Annotated in this window: 19 protein-coding genes; 10 read left to right on the top strand and 9 right to left on the bottom strand. The window is 63.7% G+C overall.

Features of this window, described 5'->3' with window-relative positions:
• Positions 1-47 precede the first annotated feature (47 nt).
• Together Q8X51_RS06115 and Q8X51_RS06110 are read right to left on the bottom strand one after the other, a co-directional pair.
• Entirely contained in the window at positions 48-1,100 is a 1,053-nt protein-coding gene (locus Q8X51_RS06115) for an L-idonate 5-dehydrogenase (RefSeq protein WP_407694353.1), read from the bottom strand.
• Between the two features lie 14 nt (positions 1,101-1,114).
• Entirely contained in the window at positions 1,115-1,888 is a 774-nt protein-coding gene (locus tag Q8X51_RS06110; protein WP_074847260.1) for a glucose 1-dehydrogenase, read from the bottom strand.
• 135 nt (positions 1,889-2,023) lie between these two features.
• Between Q8X51_RS06110 and Q8X51_RS06105 the strand changes: the two genes are divergently transcribed.
• The 6 genes from Q8X51_RS06105 to Q8X51_RS06080 all read left to right on the top strand — a co-directional run bounded on the left by Q8X51_RS06105 (position 2,024) and on the right by Q8X51_RS06080 (position 7,183).
• A complete protein-coding gene (locus tag Q8X51_RS06105; protein WP_065926977.1) occupies positions 2,024-2,896 on the top strand; it encodes a LysR family transcriptional regulator in 873 nt (290 codons plus the stop codon).
• 103 nt (positions 2,897-2,999) lie between these two features.
• The gene (locus Q8X51_RS06100; RefSeq protein WP_065926978.1) at positions 3,000-3,632 is read left to right on the top strand and encodes a glutathione S-transferase family protein; all 633 of its coding nucleotides are present in this window, start codon (positions 3,000-3,002) and stop codon (positions 3,630-3,632) included.
• 18 nt (positions 3,633-3,650) lie between these two features.
• The gene (locus Q8X51_RS06095) at positions 3,651-4,571 is read left to right on the top strand and encodes a LysR family transcriptional regulator (RefSeq protein ID WP_065926979.1); all 921 of its coding nucleotides are present in this window, start codon (positions 3,651-3,653) and stop codon (positions 4,569-4,571) included.
• Positions 4,571-5,455 (top strand): LysR family transcriptional regulator, encoded by an 885-nt coding sequence (locus Q8X51_RS06090; RefSeq protein ID WP_074847258.1) that lies wholly within the window; start codon positions 4,571-4,573, stop codon positions 5,453-5,455. The genes Q8X51_RS06095 and Q8X51_RS06090 overlap by 1 nt, the downstream gene beginning before the upstream one ends.
• A gap of 79 nt (positions 5,456-5,534) precedes the next feature.
• A complete protein-coding gene (locus Q8X51_RS06085) occupies positions 5,535-6,467 on the top strand; it encodes a pyridoxamine 5'-phosphate oxidase family protein (protein WP_407694352.1) in 933 nt (310 codons plus the stop codon).
• Positions 6,468-6,778: 311 nt separating this feature from the next.
• Entirely contained in the window at positions 6,779-7,183 is a 405-nt protein-coding gene (locus Q8X51_RS06080; protein ID WP_065946430.1) for a RidA family protein, read from the top strand.
• A gap of 104 nt (positions 7,184-7,287) precedes the next feature.
• Here Q8X51_RS06080 and Q8X51_RS06075 read toward each other — a convergent pair whose 3' ends face one another.
• The 3 genes from Q8X51_RS06075 to Q8X51_RS06065 all read right to left on the bottom strand — a co-directional run bounded on the left by Q8X51_RS06075 (position 7,288) and on the right by Q8X51_RS06065 (position 11,324).
• Positions 7,288-8,808, bottom strand: a complete 1,521-nt coding sequence (locus Q8X51_RS06075; RefSeq protein WP_407694351.1) for an ArnT family glycosyltransferase — start codon at positions 8,806-8,808, stop codon at positions 7,288-7,290.
• On the bottom strand, positions 8,808-10,463 hold the full coding sequence (gene arnT / locus Q8X51_RS06070; protein WP_407694350.1) for a lipid IV(A) 4-amino-4-deoxy-L-arabinosyltransferase: 1,656 nt from the start codon (positions 10,461-10,463) through the stop codon (positions 8,808-8,810). Before arnT ends, Q8X51_RS06075 begins: the two co-directional genes overlap by 1 nt.
• Positions 10,464-10,649: 186 nt before the next feature.
• Positions 10,650-11,324 carry a histidine phosphatase family protein gene (locus Q8X51_RS06065; protein ID WP_137212464.1) on the bottom strand — a complete coding sequence of 225 codons (675 nt, stop codon included), beginning with the start codon at positions 11,322-11,324 and terminating at the stop codon, positions 10,650-10,652.
• A 274-nt stretch (positions 11,325-11,598) separates the two neighbouring features.
• On the opposite strand from Q8X51_RS06065, the gene Q8X51_RS06060 reads away from it, so the two are divergent.
• From Q8X51_RS06060 to Q8X51_RS06045, 4 genes are all read left to right on the top strand, one after another.
• The gene (locus Q8X51_RS06060) at positions 11,599-12,258 is read left to right on the top strand and encodes an ABC transporter ATP-binding protein (RefSeq protein WP_065923765.1); all 660 of its coding nucleotides are present in this window, start codon (positions 11,599-11,601) and stop codon (positions 12,256-12,258) included.
• Entirely contained in the window at positions 12,255-14,717 is a 2,463-nt protein-coding gene (locus Q8X51_RS06055) for an ABC transporter permease (protein WP_407694349.1), read from the top strand. The genes Q8X51_RS06060 and Q8X51_RS06055 overlap by 4 nt, the downstream gene beginning before the upstream one ends.
• A gap of 76 nt (positions 14,718-14,793) precedes the next feature.
• Positions 14,794-15,885 (top strand): lipocalin-like domain-containing protein, encoded by a 1,092-nt coding sequence (locus Q8X51_RS06050; RefSeq protein ID WP_407694400.1) that lies wholly within the window; start codon positions 14,794-14,796, stop codon positions 15,883-15,885.
• Positions 15,886-15,998: 113 nt separating this feature from the next.
• The gene (locus Q8X51_RS06045) at positions 15,999-17,510 is read left to right on the top strand and encodes a hypothetical protein (protein ID WP_065948441.1); all 1,512 of its coding nucleotides are present in this window, start codon (positions 15,999-16,001) and stop codon (positions 17,508-17,510) included.
• A 60-nt stretch (positions 17,511-17,570) separates the two neighbouring features.
• On the opposite strand, the gene Q8X51_RS06040 is transcribed toward Q8X51_RS06045, so the two are convergent.
• From Q8X51_RS06040 to Q8X51_RS06025, 4 genes are all read right to left on the bottom strand, one after another.
• Entirely contained in the window at positions 17,571-18,668 is a 1,098-nt protein-coding gene (locus Q8X51_RS06040) for an SMP-30/gluconolactonase/LRE family protein (RefSeq protein ID WP_074847250.1), read from the bottom strand.
• Positions 18,665-19,342, bottom strand: a complete 678-nt coding sequence (locus Q8X51_RS06035) for a sterol desaturase family protein (protein WP_065948439.1) — start codon at positions 19,340-19,342, stop codon at positions 18,665-18,667. Before Q8X51_RS06035 ends, Q8X51_RS06040 begins: the two co-directional genes overlap by 4 nt.
• 89 nt (positions 19,343-19,431) lie before the next feature.
• Complete coding sequence (locus Q8X51_RS06030; RefSeq protein ID WP_027606159.1) at positions 19,432-20,295, bottom strand: LysR family transcriptional regulator; 864 nt, start codon at positions 20,293-20,295, stop codon at positions 19,432-19,434.
• A 127-nt stretch (positions 20,296-20,422) separates the two neighbouring features.
• On the bottom strand, positions 20,423-20,902 hold the full coding sequence (locus tag Q8X51_RS06025) for a DUF2846 domain-containing protein (protein ID WP_407694348.1): 480 nt from the start codon (positions 20,900-20,902) through the stop codon (positions 20,423-20,425).
• Positions 20,903-20,936 lie beyond the last annotated feature (34 nt).

The following is a 20,936-nucleotide window of genomic DNA, read 5'->3' as shown; positions in this document are numbered from 1 at the left end:
CCGCTCGCCACAAAAGTATGGCTGACCCCGAAGGGCTCATCACAGGTTCAAGGCTGATCCACCACGCCAAAATCCAGCACCACCTTCATCGCCTGGGTCTTGTCCGCCGCCAGTTCAAACGCCTGCACCGCCTGCTCGAACGGCACCGTGTGGGAGATCACCGGGCGTACGTCGACGACCTGGCGATTGAGCAAGTCCACCGCCTGGGCAAACTCACTGTGGAAGCGGAAGGTGCCGCGCAGGTCGATCTCGCGGCTGACCAGCAGGTTCAGCGGCAGCGACACCTCACCGCCCAAGCCGACCGTGACCAGCACGCCGCGTGGGGCGATGCAGTCCAGGCCGTTACGCAGGGCCTGGGCACTGCCGGAGACTTCGAACATCACCTCGAAGTAACCCTTCTCGGCGGTGTAGCGCTTGAGCGCGTCGATGCCGTCGGCGATGTTGTGGGTGCGCGTGGCGCCCATTTTTTTCGCGCAGGCCAGGGCGCTGGCGGACAGGTCCACCGCGACGATTTCAGCCGCACCGGCGGCGCGCAGGCCGGCGATCAGCAGGTTGCCGATGGGGCCGCAACCGGTCACCAGCACGCGCTTGCCGAATACTGCGCCGGCCCGTTGGATCGCATGCAACCCCACCGACAGCGGTTCGGCCAGTGCACCTTCGGCGAGGCTGACATGATCGGCCAAAAGATGTGCCTGATGCGTCTCGATCACCAGGCTCTGGCGGAACGCGCCCTGGATATGCGGGAAGGGCATCGCGCTGCCGTAGAAGCGCATGTCCAGGCAGTGGTTGGGCAGGCCTTGATGGCAATAACGGCAAGCACCGCACGGGCGCGAGGGCGATACGGCAATGCGCTGGCCGACCTTGAACCGGCCGGCGTCGGAGCCCACGGCATCGATCACTGCCGACACTTCATGGCCGAGCACCATCGGCTCGCGCAGGCGCACGGTGCCGAAGCCGCCGTGCTGGTAATAGTGCAAGTCCGAGCCGCAGATGCCGCCGCGGGCAATGCGCACGCGCAGTTGCTCGGGGCCCAGGCTGTGAGGTTCGTCCTGGGGGCTGACCCGCAGGTCTTTTGAGGCGTGGCAGACAATGGCGTGCATAAGGTTCTCCAGGGTTACAGCGACGCGGTGATGCCACCGTCGACATAGAGGATATGACCGTTGACGAAACTCGCGGCATCGCTGGCCAGGAACACCGCCGCACCGGCCAACTCAGCGACGTCGCCCCAGCGTCGGCTTGGCGTACGTTGCACCAGCCAGTCGCTGAACTCGGGGTTGGTCACCAGGTTGGCGTTCAACTCGGTCTTGAAGTAGCCGGGGCCGATACCGTTGACCGTCAGCCCGTGGGGGCCCCAGTCGATGGCCATGCCCTTGGTGAGCATCTTCAACGCGCCTTTGCTCGCTGCATACGGCGCGATGCCCGGGCGGCCCAATTCACTTTGCACCGAACAGATATTGATGATGCGCCCACGCTTGCGCGGGATCATCGCTCGCGCCACGGCCTGGCCCACCAGAAAGGCGCTGTCGAGGTTGGTGCTGATCAGTTCGCGCCAATGCTGCTCGCTGTAGTCTTCCAGCGGCCCACGGCGCTGCATGCCGGCGTTGTTGACCAGGATGTCCAAGGGCCCGAGGCGTTCCTCGATAGCGGCCACGCCGGCCTGGATCGCCGCGCTGTCGGTCACATCGAACGCTTGGGTGTGCACCTCCAGGCCTTCAAGGGTCAGCAGCGCGGCCGCGTCGCGCAAGGTGCTGCGGTTACGCCCGTTGAGCACCACCCGCGCACCGGCCTGGGCCAGGCCTCGGGCGATGGCCAGGCCGATACCGGCACTGGAGCCGGTGACCAGCGCCAGCCGGCCATCGAGGCGAAAGGTGTCTAGAACGCTTTGCATGGGCATGTTTCTCCGGGCGCGCTTGTGATAATCAAAACAACGGCTGATTGGCTTAACTTCACTCCGGTGTAGGGCGCAGGTCCAATGTTCATTTATGATCGGCTGATCAATATCCGTGATAACCGGGGAGGATCGATGGAGCTCAAGCACTTGCGCGCCTTTGTGGTACTGGCCCAGGAGCTGCATTTCGGCCGGGCGGCGGCGCAGTTGTCGATTGTGCAACCGGCCCTGAGCATGCAGATCAAGCTGCTCGAAACTGGCCTGGGCGTACGCCTGCTGGACCGCAATCGCCACTCGGTGACCTTGACCGATGCCGGTCGGGTATTCCTGCCCGAAGCTCAGGCGACCCTGCACCAGGCCGCGCGGGCGGCGGAGGCGGCGCGGGCGTCCAACCGGGGGGAAATCGGCCGGGTGCGCCTGGGCTTTGTGTCGTCGGTATTGCCGCACCTGTTACCCGAGTTGATCCGCACGGTGCATCAGCGCTACCCGCGTATCGAGCTGGAACTCAAGGACATGCCCGGCCCCGATCAAGCCGCCGCGCTGAAGAACGATCGCCTGGATTTCGGCCTGATGCGCCTGCCTGCCGCCTACCCTGGGGTGCAGACCCGCGTGGTGCTGCGCGAGCCGTTCTGCGTGGCCCTGCCGATGGATCATCCGCTGGCCGCGCAGGCGTCGATCCAGCCCGGCGACCTGCTCGACGTGCCGGTGTACATCCTTGCGCGGCGCTATGCGCCGGGGTTCTACGACGAATTTATCCAGGCCGTGGGCATCCCTTTGCAGATCGCGTCCGAACTGGGCGAGTTCACCACCATGCTCGCGCTGGTCTGCGCCGGGTTGGGCGTCGGCGTACTGCCGCAGCAGGCCGCGCGGGCGTTGCCGGCCAATTGTGTGTCGCGGCCACTGGCGTTGGGGGCGTTTCAGGCGCGTACGGGGTTGGCCTGGACCACGTTGGACAGTGCGGTGAAGACCACGCTGTTTGCGTTGATCGTCGAATTGTTTGGCGAGTGATTGTTTCACCGGCTGAAATGCTGGATTGTAAAAGCTGGTGATTCCAGTGGTCGGCGCAGCGGTGGAACATGCCGGTGTCAAAACCCCACCCTTGGAGCCTTACATGTCCCAGCCTGCGATCAAACTCTATGGTTTCCCCTTGTCCGGCCATTCCCATCGGGCCGAGCTGATGCTGTCCCTGCTGGGATTGCCCAGCGAGTTCATCCTGGTGGACCTCAAGCAAGGCGCGCATAAAAGCGCTGACTTCACTGCGACCATCAACCGTTTCGGCCAGGTCCCGGCGATTGACGATAACGGCACCGTACTGGCGGACTCCAACGCGATCCTGGTCTACCTCGCCACGAAATACGGCAAGGGCCAATGGTTGCCAAGCGACCCGGTGGGGCAGGCGCGCGTACAGCGCTGGCTGTCGGCGGCCGCCGGCCAGCTGCACGCCGGGCCCGCCACCGCACGGTTGGCCGTGGTATTCGGTGCCGATGTGGATGCGGCGGCGGCGATCAGCCGTGCCCATGGCTTGTTGGCACTGGTGGAGCAGCAACTGAGCGAAACCCGCTTCCTGGCGGGGGAGCAAGCGAGCATCGCCGATATTGCGTTCTACACCTATGTGGCCCATGCGCCGGAAGGCAATGTGTCGCTGGCCGACTACCCTAAGGTGCGCGCCTGGCTTGCCAGTATCGAGGCCTTGCCGGGATTTGTGGGCATGCCGCGTACGGCGGTAGGGTTGCAATCACATTAACGTTGCTGAGGCGCATCGATGGACCGATTTCACGAAATGCAGGTGTTCCTGGCAGTGGCCGAGGAGGAGGGGTTTGCCGCCGCGGCGCGCCGCCTGAACACCTCGCCCCCCAGCGTGACCCGGGCCATCGCCGCCATGGAAGCGCGCATCGGCACCCAGCTGCTGGCGCGCACCACCCGCAGCCTGCACCTGACCGAGGCCGGCCAGCGTTACCTCGAAGATTGCCGGCGCATCCTCGCCGAGCTGGACGAAGCCGAAGAAGCGGCGGCGGGCAGTTATTCGATCCCCTGCGGCCACCTCACGGTGACCGCACCGGTACTGTTTGGCGAGTTGTATGTGGCGCCGGTGCTGGGCGAGTACCTTGACCGTTTTCCGCTGGTGAATATCAATGCCTTGCTGGTGGATCGGGTGGTCAACATGGTCGACGAAGGGGTGGATGTGGCGGTGCGTATCGGTCATCTGCATGAGCCGGGGCAGCAGGCGATCAAGGTCGGTGAGGTGCGCCGGGTGGTGTGTGCGGCGCCGGCTTACCTGGCGCAGCAGGGCCGGCCTCGGCACCCGTCGCAGTTACGCGAGGCGAAGCTTGCTGCCTCGTCTTCCAGCCAATTGCTGAGCGAGTGGACATTTGTCGAGGGCGGCCAGCCATTGGCGGTGCCGGTGGAGCCGCGCCTGGTGGTCACGGCGAACAACGCGGCGATCAATCTGGCGAGAGTGGGTTGGGGCATCACGCGGGTGCTGTCCTATCAGGTCGCGGCGGCGGTGGCGGCGGGTGAGCTGGAGATTGTCCTGGAGGACTTTGAACCGGCAGCGCTGCCGATCCAGGTGGTGTTCCAGAAAAGCCCACGGGTGCCGGCCAAGATCCTCACCTTTGTCGATTTCCTCAGCCATCGCCTCGGCCAGGACGCAGCTTTGAACCCGGCGATGCAGCGGCGCGGCTGATGGAACGTTATCGCGACATGCAACTGTTCGCCGCGCTGGCCGGGCAAACGAGCCTGGCGTCGGCGGCGCGCAGTGCCCAGGTATCCGGCCCGACCTTGGTGCGCGCCGTGGCCCGCCTGGAAGCGCGCCTGCGCGTGGCATTGCTGGCGCGCAGTACGCGCGGCGTCAACCTGACCGACGCCGGGCACGCGTACCTGGCCGACTGCGTGCACCTGCTGGCCGCCGTGGACGCCGCCGAAGCCTCGGCCAAGGGCTTGCATGTGCAGGCCCAGGGCAATCTGCGGGTGTTCATGCCGTTGCTGTTCAGCCGCTATGTGATGGCGCCGCTGTTGGCCAGCTACATGGATCGTTACCCTGCGGTGCAGCTCACCGCCCACTACCACGACTATTACCCCAACCTGCACGAAGAGGGGCTGGACGTGGCGATCCTGGTCGGCGAGTTGCCCAGCTCATCGCTGATCGCGCGCCCGGTCGGGCACGTGCGGCAGATCCTCTGCGCCAGTCCCGATTACCTGGCGGCGCACGGTGAACCCCGACACCCGGACGACCTCAAGCAGCATCGCCTGATCGCGAATGCCAACCCGGTGCATTGGGAATTCCAGGGTTGCCAGCTCAAGGCCCGCGCGCGGCTGAGTTGCGCCACGGTGCAAGGCGCGATCAATGCGGCGCTGCACGGCACGGGGCTGGTTCGTTGCTTGAGCTACCCGGTGCATGAGCATCTGCTCGGCGGCCAGTTATGCCGCCTTCTGCCGAGCTACGAGCCAGCGCCCTTGCCGGTGCACGTGGTGTACCGCGAGGGCCGGCATGCGCCGATGCGCGTGCGCAGCTTCGTCGACCACTGCGTGGCGGCGCTGCGTGAGCACTCGGCATTTCAGTTGGCGTAATAGTGGATTGCCTGGGGTGGGCATTCTGCATTTGGCTGGTAGGGCGCAGCATGGGGGCAACCAACTTGAGGTGATCGCCATGAACCCTATCGAACAGTCCCCCTGGCATGCCGGCGAACGGCAGTTACAAGCAGCGGTCGGCGTGGCCGAGCGCATGGCGGTGGTCGGGCCCAAGGTGATACGCGATCACCTGCCGGAGCAGCATCGGGACTTCTATCCCTTGTTGCCGTACCTGATGCTCGGCGTGGTGGATGAGCAGGGGATTCCCTGGGCGACGATGGTCGAAGGCGCGCCGGGGTTTGCCCATTCTCCCGATCCTTATACTTTGCAGATTGACAGCCTGCCCTCTGCCAGCGACCCGGCTCGGGCCGCTTTGCACGAGGGTGCCGCAGTGGGCCTGCTGGGTATCGACCTCAACACCCGGCGCCGCAACCGTATGAATGGGCGTATCGACGCGCTCGGTCACGAGGGGCTGTCGGTCGACGTGGTGCAGACCTACGGCAATTGCCCCAAATACATCCAGCTGCGGCCGGTCGATGGGATTGCGCGTAAACCCGGCACCCGGGTCGAGCGTCTTGGCGGCCTGGACGCCGCAGCCGAAAGCATGATCCGCAACGCCGACACCTTCTTCGTCGCCAGCTACGTGGAGGTCGACGGCGAACGCTCGGTGGACGTCTCCCATCGCGGCGGCCACACCGGCTTCGTGCGCGTGGAGGGCAACGTGCTGACCATCCCGGATTTTGCCGGCAACCTGTTCTTCAACACCCTGGGCAACCTGGCGGCCAATCCGGTGGCGGGGTTGTTGTTTATCGACTTTGAATCGGGGGACATGTTGCAGGTCGCCGGGCGTACCTCGTTGATTCTCGACGGGCCTGAGGTCGCCCGCTTCGAGGGCGCGCAGCGGTTATGGACCGTGACCGTGGAACACCTGGTCCGCCGCCCGGCGGCGTTGGCGTTGCGCTGGCAGTTCGCGGAGTTTTCGCCGTTCAGTTTGGGGATGGGGAGTTGGTAGCGTCAGCGTATTTATCACGACCTGTTGAAGATCAAACAGGGGAACTCCCTCTGTGGTGAGCGGGCTTGTCCCGCGTTGGGCTGCGCAGCGGCCCTAATCACTCCCACATGATGGGAGTTCGGGCTTCCACACCCGTTCTCTGAATGTGCAGCGACCCGCGAAGGGGGGCGGCGAGGTTGATCAGATACAACCCGAAAGTTGCGTAAGAGCGGTCCGATGGACCTGCTCATCTTCATCACCCAAAGCCCTCTCCTGGAGACGTAAGAATTTTAACGTTAGCCTTGCACTCCTACCGACAACAAGGACTCGTCATGCAACCCAAGGTCATCAATCCCAAGAGCGTATTCAACTCCCTGCAATACGGCTTCAGCCAAGCTATCGAAGTGCCTGATGGCCGGCGTATTCTGCTTTCCGGCCAGGTAGGTGTGGATGCCCAGGAGCTTACGGTCGGTCCAGGCATTGCCGAGCAAACCGATACGGCGTTGGACAATATCGAAAAAGTCCTGGCCGAGGTCGAGGGTGACTTGTCCCATGTGGTAATGCTGCGGCTGTATATCGTCGAGTCCGCACGTGATCAGCAGGAGCTCATCGCCCAGGCGCTGCGTGAGCGCTTCCCCCATAACCCGCCGCCGTCGTCCTGGATTATTGTCAGTGGGCTTTCGTTGCCGGAGTGGTTGATCGAAATCGAGGCGGAGGCGGTGATTTCACCGAAATAAGGCCACAACAAGCATGTTCACGCCAAAACCTGTTTGCCATGATCCCGCGGCTCACTGTCCCCCGCCCCGGCCGGTGCGGTACACGCGCACCTGATACGCAGCCATCAGCGTGACGCAGGGATAAACGCCACACTGCCCTCGTCACGCTTGTGAAACAGCCGCTCGCCATTGTCCGGCTGGGTCGTGATCACCTGATGATCCGCCCCCAGGAATGCCAACGGCGTCGGATCCTCCTTGGAAAACTGCGCGACGATGATCGTGCGCTGCGGGTCGAAAGCCTGGCTGCTGGTTTTTTCCAGCCAGGCCATGAACGCGGCGCTGTCGCCCTGGCGGGGAAAGTCCTGGGTCTCGGCGACGTAGTAGAAAGGCTTGCCGCCATTTTGCAGGTACATCGGGACCTTGTTGTCGACTTCCACCAGCACCATCTGCCATTGGTTCCAGGGCGCGCTTTTCACGGCCTCGGTTTGCACATCTTCGGCGAAGCGGGTCACGCCGCCGTTGCCGTTGGACCAGGGATAGGCCACGCCAAGTATCAACAGCATGAGTGCGGCAGCGACCCCAAAGCCCTTCTGCCAGCGCGGCCAGCTGGCGGGCTTTTTCAACACGCGCTCACTCACCCACCACGCCGCCAGCAACTGGGCAAACGGCACCAGCGGCAGCACGTAGTAGCTGCGCCGGCTGCCGCTGGCGGTAAAGAACACAAACAGCAGGCCCAGGCCCCACACCAGCCAGCGCACGTTGGGCTGGGTGTGGCGCCAGTGCCGCACGGCCAGCCACAGGCCGAGCAGCCAGCACGGGGTCCAGGGCAACGTGTAGGCGGGCAGGTAGATCAGGTAGGTGTAGATCGGTCCCATATGGTCGAACGGGTCGAAGAAGCGCACCACGTTTTCCCGGAACACCAACGCCAGGCCGCTCTCGCCATAGGTCGGTGCGCCGTACAAGTGCGACAGCACGAACGGCACGGCATACAAGGCGGCCGCGATCAGCACGGCCAGCAGCAGGCGCAGATTGAGGTGGCGCTTGTAGCGCTGTTCGCTGAGCAGGTGCGGCAGCAGCACCAGGCCGGGCAGCACGAAGCCGAGCAGGCCCTTGAGCAACGACGTCAGGACCAGCAACAGGAAAAACACCGTGTAGCGCCACAGCCGCGTGTCGTCGGGGCCGCGCCAATACCAGGCGACTGCCGCCAGCACGCCGCACACGGTGAGCACATCAGCCGTAGCCACGCGGGCCCAGAACAGGAAGTAGAAGGTGGTGGCGAGCATCCAGCCGGCGATCAGCCCCGTGCCCTTGCGGAACAGGCGTTCGCCAATCAGGTACACCAGCCACACACTCAGCCACGCGCCGATCACCGACGGCAGGCGCAATGACCAGGGCCCGAGGCCTCCCATCAGGTGCGCCGCGCCGGTGATCAGCCAGTAGGAGGGCAGGGGTTTGTCGTAATAGGGCACGCCCTTGAGGTACGGGTCGAAATAGTCACCGCTCTGCAGCATCTGCAAGGCGATATTCGCCCAGCGGGTTTCCGGGCCCCATAGGTCACGCGCACCCAGGCCGGTGAGCAGCAGCAGGGCCGAGACGCCCAGCAACAGCAGCAGGGCGCCGCGTTCGGTCTTGAGATAACCCGGCATCATGGCGCCTGCGGGTAGAGGATAAGTTCCAGGTAGCCCTTGTAATAGCGTTTGCCTCCGGGCGGCAATTGCCCGGCCTCGCGCATTTCACTGGTGCTGTTGACCCGCAGCAGCACGCCGACCGAGCCGTGTTGGCGGGCGTCCTTGAGCCAGGCTTGCACCTGCTCCAGATCGACTTTGCGCGGAGCCGAATCGGCATATTGCAAGCCGTAGCGCAGCTCGCCTTCGGTGTCATACAGCGTCACGTCGGGTCGTTGCAGGCGCCAGGCCAAGGCGCTGGCGCTCTCCAGTTCATTGCTCAGCAGCGCGTGGGTGTGCTGCAACTCATCCACATGCTCCAGCACAAATTGGTCGGGCATTTCGTTATCGGCGATGTAGGCCGGCATGCTCGACGGCAGCAGCACCACTAGCAGGCCGATGCCCAGGGCTGGCATTGCCCACAACGTCAGCGGCCGAAAGCTTTGCAGCAGGTTGGTGAGGATCCAGCCCAGCAGCACGATAAAGGCCAGCGACAGGCTGAACATCTCGGCATGGCTGTTGCCGTAGAGCGGCCTCGCGATTTGCAGGTAGATCAGCCCGACCATGGCGGCCATGCCGATCACGAAGTTGAACAGGCCATTGAGGCGCAGGGTTCGGGTTCTGCCTTGGCTGACCAGCTCGCTCAAGGTATGCCCCATCAGCAACGCCAGGGGCAGCAGGCACGGCATGATGTAGGTCGGCAGCTTGCCGTTGCTCAGGCTGAACAAGCCCAGGGGCAGCAGCAACCACAGGGCCAGGAAGGCGATTGCCGGGTGGCGCTTTTCTTTCCAGGCCTGGTGCAGGGTGTTGGGCAGCAGCCCGGCCCACGGCAGGCAAGCCACCGCCATGATCGGCAGGAAGAACCACCAGGGTCGCACGTGTTGCGCGTTGTCGGCGCTGAAGCGGCGGATGTGTTCATTCCAGAAAAAGAAGCGCCAGAAATCCGGTTCCTGAGTGTGGATCGCCAGCACCCAGGGCAAACACACCAGCACGGCCACGCCGATGGCCAGCGGGCCATACCGCAGCAACTCGCCCAGGCGCCGCTGCCAGAGCATATAGGGCACGGCGATCAGCACCGGCAGCGCCCACGCCAGGAAACCCTTGGTCATGAACCCCATGGCACAGGCAAATCCCAACACGGCCCAGGCGCCCAGGCGGCTGCGCAGGGTGCTGCTGTCGAGGGCAAACCACAGCGCCACCAGGCTCAGGTTGACCCACAAGGTGAATGGCGGATCGAGGTTGGAATACCCCGCTTGCCCGGCCACCAGGCCAAAGCTCAGGTAGAGCAGGGCGCAGGCGAAGCTTTTGCGCGGGTCGTTCCACAGGCGACGGGCGATCAGGTAAGCGAGCAGCACACTCAAGCCGGTGGTCAGGGCCGAGGCGATGCGCACGCCGAACAGGTTCTGGCCAAACACGGCCTGGCCCAGGGCGATCAGCCAGTAACCGGCGGCCGGTTTTTCGAAATAGCGGATGCCCATGAAGTGCGGTGCCACCCAGTTGCCGCTCAGGAGCATCTCCTGGCTGATCTGGGCGTAGCGGGTTTCATCCGGTATCCACAAACCGTGCAGGCCCAGTGGCAACAGATAAAACGCGACGAACGCCAGCAAGAGTACCGGCAGGGGTTTCAGGCGAGTCATGAAAACGTCGCTCCTTGACGTCCGATGGTGTTTTTTTCAACTAATGAAGTAATGGCGAAAGTCGTCACGGCGTTCACTAAATAACAGGAAATAGTCATAACGACCTTAATTAAGGACGCAACTAAACATGCCAGAACAGGGCTGTCTTTTTGCTGAACATAAGCCTGGCGGTGGGAAGGGAATGACTTAGATTTGTTTAAGCGCGGCAGGCCAGTCCTGGTTTTTCATGATGCCCAGGGCCTTGAACTTGCCGTTGGCCAGCACCTGCACGAACAGCGCGCTGCCGTACTCGGAAAACTTGGCGTGGGGGAAGCCCAGGGCGGTTTCAAAGTCGGCGATGCAACCGCTGTGGGTGACGAATACGAGGTTGCGTCCAGCCTGTTTGTGGCTGAGCAGTTCTTCGCCCATGGCCTTGCCGCAGACGGCTTGTTCGCTGGAGGTCATGTCGGTTTTGCCGAACATGAAGCGCGAGGTCTGAGCCGTGCGAATGGCGGGGCTTGAGAGTACGTCAGTGCCGTCCATGCCCAGTGATTTAAAGGCTTTGCCCAGGTTTTCGGCGTGTTGGCTGCCATTGATCGTCACGCCTTCCACCGGGCCCAGGCACGGGTTGCTCGAACGGTCGCAGCGCTCTTCATGCCGCACCAGTACGATCAGGTCGCCGTCGCGCCACAGCGGCAGCACCTGGGACGTCAGCAGGCGGTTGCCCACGCCGAGGTCCCGTGGGGAGGTCGGCCAGAACAGCGCGCAAGTGAGCAGCACGGCGACCACCGTAAGCCCGAGCCAAAGCGGTTTGAGGCGCTTGAAAAAGGCTCGGCGCGAGCGTGGTTTAATCAGGGTAAGGTCAACCACTACATTCACCATGGTCACTATCGGCTGTGTTGTATTAATTAGGCGCAACTTGTCGGCAAGTGCCCGAAGTGAAGCGCGAGGCTGTCACAGGGTGGCTGTCTTTTCGCTGAACATGCTGCGGTTAAAAGTTGCCAGGCGTGGCAACTAATAAGTTGTCGACGAGTGACGCTTGGCCGGCAATTTAAAGTGCGGTGGGTGGGCGGCCGGTGAAAACCATGTGAAAAATTTGCGTGGCCTTGATCCTCAGCCGTTATTCTCGATTGCCAGCCATCAGATGAGTGTTCCCATGTTGCAGGTGCAAGGTGTCTTCAAAAGCTACGCCACCCCCCAAGGCCCGTTGGCGGTGTTGGCGGGGGTCGACCTGCACCTGGGCGCGCGCAGCAGCCTGGCGTTGATGGGTGAGTCCGGCAGCGGCAAGAGCACCCTGCTGCATCTGGTTGCCGGGCTTGATCGGGTGGACGGCGGCAGCATCGAGGTGGGTGAGCAGCGCCTCGACCGGATGAGCGAGGCGCAACTGGCCCACTGGCGGCGTACCGAGATTGGCCTGGTGTTCCAGCAGTTCAACCTGATCGGCAGCTTGCGCGTCGACGACAACCTGGCGTTCCAGGCCCGCCTGGCGGGGCGTTTTGATCCGCAGTGGCAGGCGCAATTGGTCGAACGCCTGGGCCTGGGGGACTTGCTCAAGCGCTATCCGGAACAACTCTCGGGCGGCCAGCAGCAACGGGTGGCGGTCGGGCGGGCGTTGGCCTCGCGCCCAGGTTTGCTGTTGGCCGACGAGCCCACCGGCAACCTTGACGAAGCCACCAGCGACGAGGTCCTGCAACTGCTGCTGGACCTGCTGCGCGACAGTCCCACCAGCCTGTTGATGGTCACCCACAGCCCACGCATCGCCGCCCGACTGGACCGGCAAGTGGTGCTGCATCATGGACAGGTCATGCCGACGTGAGGGTGTTTTACTGGACCTTGCGTGCCTTGCTCAGCCATTGGCGACGGCATCCGGTGCAGTTTTTCAGCGTACTTACCGGCCTGTGGCTGGCCACCGCGCTGCTGACCGGGGTGCAGGCCCTCAACAGCCAGGCCCGCGACAGTTACGCGCGCGCCAGCCAATTGATCGGCGGCGAACCCCAGGCCAGCCTGAGTGCGCCGGACGCCGCCAGTTTCGCGCAAACGCTGTTTGCCCAACTGCGTCGTGCCGGGTGGCCGGTGTCGCCGGTGGTGCAGGGGCGGCTGCAACTCAAGGGGCATGAGGACGTACGCCTGCAGTTGATGGGCGTCGAACCATTGTCGTTGCCCGGCAGCGGCGCGGTGGCGGGGCAGCGCCTGAGCCAGGCGCAGATGCTGGCCTTCTTTGAACCGCCGGGTCTTACCTGGATTGCGCCGCACACCTTGCAGGCCCTGGGACTGCGTGAGGGCCAGCAACCGCTCACGCTGAATGGGCAGCGCCTGCCGCCGTTGCAGGTCCAGGCGGATATGGCGCCCGGCCTGTTGCTCACCGATATCGGGTTTGCCCAGGCGCTGCTGGAGATGCCCGGCCAGCTCTCGCGCCTGCTGGTAGACAAGGCCTTCGCCGCTCGCCATCCCACACCGCCCGCCGGGCTGCAGCTCAAGCAGGGCGAGGAGAATAACCTTGCACGGTTGACCGAGAGCTTTCACCTGAACCTTGATGCGCTGGGTTTCCTGTCGTTTGTGGTGGGGCTGTTTATCGTGCACGCGGCCATTGGCCTGGCCCTGGAGCAGCGGCGCGGGTTGTTGCGCACCTTGCGCGCCTGTGGGGTGAGTGCGCGGATGTTGATCCTCGGCCTGGGGGTGGAGCTGGGGGCGTTGTCGCTGTTGGGGGGCGTGCTCGGCGTCGCCAGCGGTTACCTGCTGGCCAGCCTGTTGCTGCCGGATGTGGCCGCCAGCCTGCGTGGCTTGTATGGCGCCGAGGTGCCGGGCCAATTGAGCTTGAGTCCCTGGTGGTGGGCGGCAGGGTTGGGCTTGAGCCTGCTCGGCGCCTTGCTTGCCGGCGCCAGCAGCCTATGGCGCGCGGCGCGTTTGCCGTTGCTGGCGCTGGCCAACGCCCAGGCCTGGCACGAGGCCCATGGGCGCTGGTTGCGGCGCCAGGGCTGGGTCGCGGCTACGGCCTTGCTGATCGCGTTGTTGGCGTTATGGCTGGGCGACAGCCTGGCGGCGGGCTTTGTGTTGATGGCGGCCTTGCTGCTCGGCGCCGCCCTGGGCTTGCCGGTGCTGCTCAATGGCCTGTTGGAGGCGCTGCTGGGGCGCAGCCGTTCGGTACTCGGCCAGTGGTTCCTGGCTGACTGCCGTCAACAACTGCCGGCCCTGAGCCTGGCGTTGATGGCGCTGCTGTTGGCCCTGGCCGCGAATATCGGCGCGGGCTCCATGACCTCAGGCTTTCGCCACACGTTCAACAACTGGCTGGAGCAACGCCTCACCGCCGAGCTGTACCTCAACCCGCAAACCCCGGCCCAGGCAGAGCAACTCAGCGCCTGGCTGGCGCAGCAACCGTTGGTGCATACCGTGTTGCCCACCTGGCAGGTCGCGGTGCAATTGCAGGGCTGGCCGGCGGATCTGTTTGGCGTGGTCGACGACCCGACCTATCGCCAGCACTGGCCGTTGTTGGAAGCGGCGAGCGCGCCGTGGGACCAGTTGCAGCAAGGCGAGACCCTGATGCTCAGCGAACAGCTGGCGCGGCGGCTCGGGGTGACGCTGGGTGATACGGTGAGCATTCCCACGCCCCAGGGTGTGTGGTCGCCGACCGTGGTGGGGGTGTACGCCGATTACGGCAACCCCAAGGGCCACGTGCTGGTCAATTCCCGGCACCTGCTGGCCCGCTGGCCGACACTGGCACCGGCGCGTTTCAACCTGCGGGTGTTGCCGCAGGACGTGGCGCCGCTGGTGGCTGAAGTGCAGCGCGCCTTTGCCCTGGAAGACAGCCGTATCGTCGATCAACAGCAACTCAAGGGCTGGTCGAGCCAAGTGTTCGAGCGCACCTTCGCCGCCACCGCCGCGCTCAACAGCCTGACCCTGGGCGTGGCCGGCGTGGCACTGTTCATCAGCCTGCTGACCCAGAGCCAGAGCCGCCTCGGCCAACTCGCCCCGCTGTGGGCATTGGGGGTGACGCGCAGGCAATTGATGCTGCTGAACCTGGGGCAAACCTGGCTGCTGGCGGTGCTCACGTTGCTGCTGGCGTTGCCGCTGGGCCTGTTGCTGGCGTGGTGCCTGGACGCGGTGATCAACGTGCAGGCCTTTGGCTGGCGCCTGCCGTTGCAAGTGTTCCCGTGGCAGCTCGCACAATTGCTGGGGCTGGCGCTGCTGGCCACGTTGTTGGCGTCGGCTTGGCCGCTGTGGCAGCTGTACCGCAGCCGTCCGGCGGATTTGTTGAGGACGTTTGCCCATGAAGATTAAGCCCCTGTTCCTGGCTGTCCTCTCTGTAGGAGCGAGCTTGCTCGCGAAAAACCCGAGAGCGCCGCGTGCAGCCGGAATGCCCGCGTTATCGTTGACGTTTTTCGCGAGCAAGCTCGCTCCTACAGGGCTTCTTCTGTTGCTGTTAGGCGCGTGCGACCAACAACCTGCGCCGCCGGAAAGCTTCGCCGGCCTGGGCAGTGACGCGGCCGACTTTGCCCAGGTGCTGCCCGGCAAGGTCTTCAGCTTTCCCGAGGACCACGGCCCCCACGACGGCTTTCGGATCGAGTGGTGGTACGTCACCGCCAACCTCAAGGACGCCCAAGGCAATGTATTCGGCGTGCAATGGACGTTGTTTCGCAACGCCCTCAAGGCCGGGGCGACGCAGGCGGGCTGGCACGACTCGACCGTATGGCTCGGCCACGCCGCCGTCACCTCTGCCACCCGCCACTATGCCGCCGAACGCTTCGCCCGCGGTGGCGTCGGCCAGGCCGGGGCGCAGGCCGCGCCGTTCAACGCCTGGATCGACGACTGGAATTTTGCCAGCCAGCCCGGCGCCGCGAGCGCCTTGGCGGACATGCAACTCAAGGCCAGCGGGGCGCAATTTGCCTACGACCTGCGCCTCACCTCCAGCCGGCCATTGGTGTTGCAAGGCGACCATGGCTACAGCCGCAAGTCCGATCAGGGCCAGGCGTCGTACTACTACAGCCAACCTTTTTTTACCGCCGAGGGCAGTGTCAGCATCGACGGCAAGACGTATCAGGTCAGCGGCCCCGCGTGGCTCGACCGCGAATGGAGCAGCCAACCGCTGACCGCCAGCCAGACCGGCTGGGACTGGTTCTCCCTGCACCTGGACCGAGGCGAGCAACTGATGCTGTTTCGGGTGCGGCAAACCGACGGCGTGTCCTACCTGACCGGCACCTGGATCGACCGTGAAGGCCACACCCAGACCCTGCACAACGCCGACATCCAACTGGCACCGCTGGACACCACGGCGATTGACGGCCGCCAGATTCCCACACGCTGGTCGCTGAAAATTCCCGGCAAGCAGCTGGATATCACCACCCAGGCCGTCAACCCCAAGGCCTGGATGAACCTGAGTATTCCGTACTGGGAAGGGCCGGTGCGGTTTGAGGGTGGGGTGGGGTACCTGGAGATGACCGGGTATTAGATGAAGAAATTTCCTACAAAAACACTGGACATGCATACAGTTGTTGGCTAGATTCCATCCCAGGTGACCGGATGTCACCTGACCTTCAGTTTTTAACTATGGATGGATAAAAAATGAAATCGAAAAAAGCCTTTATGCTCGGTGCGGCCATGGCGGCCACCTGCTTTGTCTCGGCCTTTGCCCTCGCTGAACAATACCCTCACCTGGCTGCGCAAGCGGCGCCTCCTGCGGTCAAGCAAGGCTTGAAAAGCGCTGCGAAGGTCAAGGCCAACAAGGCGACGGCTGCCCTCAAACAGCAATTGCTGGCGGGTGCCCAGCAGAAGAAAACCCTGTTTGCCCCCAAGGCGAAGGCTGACTCGGTGGTGGAAGACAACACTGCGCCGGCCAGGGTGGCCAAGGTACAAAAAGCCACGGCCCAGTCGGCGCCCGCCGTGCAGGCTGCGCTGGTCCAGGGCTGTGAGCAGACGCTGGACATCAACTCGCTCTATACGATCGATGGCGTGCAAACCGGCGACCTGCTGTGCTACCACTTCAACCTGCCGCAGAAGGCGCGGATCAATGTTCTGCTGGTCAACCAGACCGCAGGCACCGACATGTCGTTGTCGCTGTTCCAGGACGACGGCCAGGGCAATCCGCTGCCCCTGGGCACCTCCAATAACCCCGGCACGGGCGATGAAAGCCTTGGCGGCGTGGTGCCGGCTGGCGATTACTACTGGTTCATGGAGGCCAACGCGGCGGTCCAGGGCTCGAGCTTTCAGTTCGGCGTCGCGGTCGATACCAACCTTGATGCGTTCGAACCTAATGACACCCCGGACACGGCCTTCCAACTGCCGGACACCCTCAACTACATCAACGGCAATGCCGACAGCCTGGATGATGTCGATTACTTCGATTTCACCGCCGTCCGTGGCCAGAGTGTGGGTATTGCGCTGACGGCCGATGCGACCAGTGGCAGCACGCGCAACAAGTGGATCCTCGAGCGTTTCGATGGCGCCCAGTGGGTCACCGTGGGGGCCAACGTCGTGTCGACCTCGATCCCGAGCCCGGGTGTCGGTGGCGTGGTCAAGGTACGTGTGCGGCCGAACCAGCACCCGAACGAGCCGTGGAGCGCGACCGGCAAGTACAACTTGTCGTTTGGTTCCAACCCGCGGGTCAACAGCCCGGATGTGAAGGGCGAGGCGAACGTGTTGCGCATTCCGTATTCGGCTTCCGACGTGGGCTACGGCTACATGACCACCCAAGCCTATCGCGACCTGACCTGGACCATGGGCCTGTCGGACAGCACCGGTGCACCGCTGGTGGGCCTGCACCCGATCGTCTATCTCGACCAGCGGATCGACCCGGCCAACGGCGATATCGTCTACAAGGCGTATTCGGCGGCGACCGACAGTGCGGGCCAAGCGGCGGGCACGATCAACGTGGGCACCTGCTTCGGTGATTTCCAGACCACCTTTGTCGACTACGCCCAGGGCTACAACAACACCTGGCGTACCGACTTCAACTACGGCGTGTGGCGCATGGAAGTACTGGAATACCCGGGTATCGGCGTCGGTGGTGACAACACCGAGTTCGTCAGCTTCGGCCACCTGTGCAAACAGACCTTGCTGAGCAGCACCAAGAGCTGAACATGAGTGACCCGTAGTACCCAGGGCATACAGGCCAGGCGCCTGTATGCCCTGTTTGCGTTATTGCGCCAACGCCAGCTTCAACGGCAAGCGCGCCATGCTCGTATTCTTCAATGAGCCCAGGTACAGCCAGTCGCCATATTCCCGGGCCGTGGTGATGGGCGAGTAATTGCTGGCGCTGCCATCCTGCAAGTTGGCGATGACCTTGCCGTCGGTGTCCAGCCCCAGCACGAAGGCTTTGCGCTCAATGGGCTTGGGCACCACCATCAGCGCGCGCACCATCACCTTGCGCAGCAATGGGTAGCCGGCAAAACTGTCCAGCAGCGGGTTGCGCGGTGAGTACAGTGCTACCCAGAAACGGTCCTGGCCGTTGAAACTGAGGTTGTCCGGCAGGCCGGGCAGGTTGTCGATAAACAAGTCGTGGTTGCCCGCACGTTCGCCCTTGAGCCAGTAGCGGCTGATGCGATACGCCCCGGTTTCATTGACCAGCAGGTAATTTTCATCGGGGCCGAGGGCCACGCCGTTGGCGAATTGCAGTTGGTCCAGCAACACCTCGGTGGTGCCGTTGCGAAAGTCATAGCGCAGCAGGCGACCATCGCCGCCATGCTCGATCACCGCCTCGCCATCCTGGCCATAACCCCAGCGGCTCGAAGCATCGCTGAAGTAGGCATAGCGCCCGCCGGCATCGATGGTCACGTCATTGGTAAAGCCAAAGGGGACGCCATTGGCGCTGGCGCTCAGGACGGTCAGTTGGCGCTGGGGATCCAGCGCGAGCAAGCCCTTGACCCCGTCGGCAATGATCAAGCGCCCGTCCGGGTGCAGTGCCATGCCCAGCGGCCGCCCACCGGTGTTGGCCAGTACTTCCAGGGTGGGGCTGTCGGGCGACGTGCGGATGATGCGGCCGTCATGCAGCCCGCTGATCAGAAGCCCCTGGGCATCGAGCAGCAAGGCCTCGGGGCCGGCGATGCCCTGGGCGCCGATTTTCTGCACAGCCTTGAGGCGCTGGTTGTCGGCATAGGCACCTTCCTTCATCGATGGCGCCTTGGGCGGAGCCCAGTTCACCGGTTGCACTTTGGTCGGCATCAACAGCAGGAAAGCGATCACCGCCAGCAGCAGCACAAACAGCAGATGACGCATTTTCTTTCGACGGGTACTCATGACGATTCCTGGTTGTCGTTGGGGTTCGGTTCCCAGTACAGGGTGCCGAACAGGTAATCCATCAGCGGGAGGACGATATTGAAATTGCGCCCCTGCATCAGCTCGCGGCGGTGATGCAGGGCGTGCAGTCGGTGCATCTGGCGAATCCACGGCAGGCGCGCCAGCGGGTGGTCGGCGGGCAAGTGCTCGCAGGCGTGGAACACTTCGTAGAGCAGGTAACCGAGGATCATGCTCCCGGCGAACAGCCCGGCGACATTGGCGTTCAGGTGCTGGAGCAACCACCAGGCGGGGAGGGTGATGACCAGGCTGTGCAGCACGATCAGCCACGCCGGGAAGAGAATGACGCGCCAGTCTCGCGGGCTGTCGTAGGTCATGTGGCCGGGGGTAAAGAAGCTGTGGTGATCACCGGTGTGGCGCGCATAGAACAGGCGGGCCAAGGCGTGCTTGTGATGGCCGAGGTGGCGATGCACCAGGTAGATACAGAGGTTGAAGAGCACCAGGGTCAGCGGCACAGTCAGCCACTCGAACGGCGTAACTCGGTGGGTGGAGGCCCCGGCCAGGCCGATGCAGCACACGCCATAGCCGAGCACAAAGCCGGCGTGCAGCCAGGGGTTGTAATGGGGGCTGACCTCGGCGCGGTAGCGGCTGCGAAACGTCTCGGTGGGATGGACCATGGCGGGCTGCTCAGGTTTTTTTGTTGGAGACTGAGCTTAGTTGGTACACGGGAATCTGCGAGTTTTGCGCGCTGCGCCGGGGAAGGGATTCAGATCAACGGGTCCCAGCGCTGCGACCAGTCACTCTCGGCCTTGACCACTTCACGCAGCAGCCCCAGGGCCTGTTGCAACACCGCCGAATCCCGTGCCCGCGAGTACACCAGGAACGTCGGGAAGCTGAATTCAGGGGCCTTGGGCACGCGCTGCATCACGCCGCTGTCCAGGTAGCTCTGTACCACCCGCGTGCGGAAATAGCCGGCGCCGCCGTTCTCGAGGATGTACTGCAATGCCAGCGGCCCGAGGTTGAAACTTACCGCCGCGCGAGCCCTGTCGGGCAGGGCCGCGTCGTGCTGCTGGCGGAAACCAGGGCCCCAATCGATGTAGACGTACGGGGCCGGTTTACTCGTCAATTGCACCAGGATCAGTTTTTCTTCCAGCACCTGTTCCACCTGCAACCCCGGCCAGTACTGCGGCTGGAACACCAGCGCGGCATCGAGTACGCCGAGCTCCAGCTGCCGCAGCAGGTATTCACCTTCACGCACTTCGGTGCGCAGGGCATGCCCGGGGATCTGTTCGCGCAGGGCCCGGGCCCAACCGAGCATCAGCGGGTTGCACAGGCTGACTTCACCGCCGATATGCAGCACATTGCGATAGCCATCGGGCAGCGGCAGGTCACGCCGCGCGGCTTCCCAGGTTTGCAGCAACTGGTTGGCGTACACCACAAACGCCTCGCCGTCGGCGGTCAGGCGTGCACCGGCGCGGTTGCGCACGAACAGCGTACTGCCCAGCTGGCTTTCCAGGTTTTTAACGCGTGCGGTGATGGCGGTCTGGGTGACGTGCAGTTTCTCGGCTGCGGCGGCCAGGCTGCCGCAGCGGGTGATTTCCAGGAAAGTGCGTGCCAGTTCGATGTCCATGAAGCCCCCGGGGATGAATGGGGGACATTGTAGAGGCAGGGGATTGGAGTGCGCTCAGAAAATGTGCGAGGGGGCTTGCCTCCGAAGACGCCTTCTGGGATGCCCAGGGTGTTCAAAAGGGATAGATTTATTTGGATTTGGCCAAGCGGTACCTGGGCATGAACTTCACGGCAGTATCGGCAGGCAGTAGCGCCCACCGGAAATAGTGCATGGAGCCTCGATAGATATTGTTGTTCATGTCGCCCAGGGTCAAACCGTCCTTGGGTTCTGCCCACAAATCCTGATCCACCACGAAGTAGCTCTGGCCAGCCTTGACGGACAAGTCAAACTGGCGCGTGGCTTCGTCCGTGAGGATTGAGGTTTTGTTGGAGCTGACGCGGTGCACGCCGGCTGGCAAGTCCACCTTGAAGTAGCCGCCGGTAGGCAGCCCCCCAAGGCTCTGGCCATCGACGTGGACTTCGGTGATGAATTGCGGGCTCATGAGGCGATACTCGCGCACGAAGTAAACGGTGGCCTTGTCGCTGGCTGTCTGGGCTGGCGTTGTGAAGTAAGGCTGACCCAGCAGTGGGTCGGTATGCGCGCAGCCTTGCAAGCAGGCAAGCGCCAAGAAAAGACCTGTCCATGTGAGTATTCTTGGCATT

Source organism: Pseudomonas sp. Yb2C2, assembly GCF_052112325.1.
GTDB lineage: Bacteria > Pseudomonadota > Gammaproteobacteria > Pseudomonadales > Pseudomonadaceae > Aquipseudomonas > Aquipseudomonas marginalis.
Note: the sequence above shows the minus strand (reverse complement) of the source record. Positions and strands in the feature narration are given on the sequence as shown.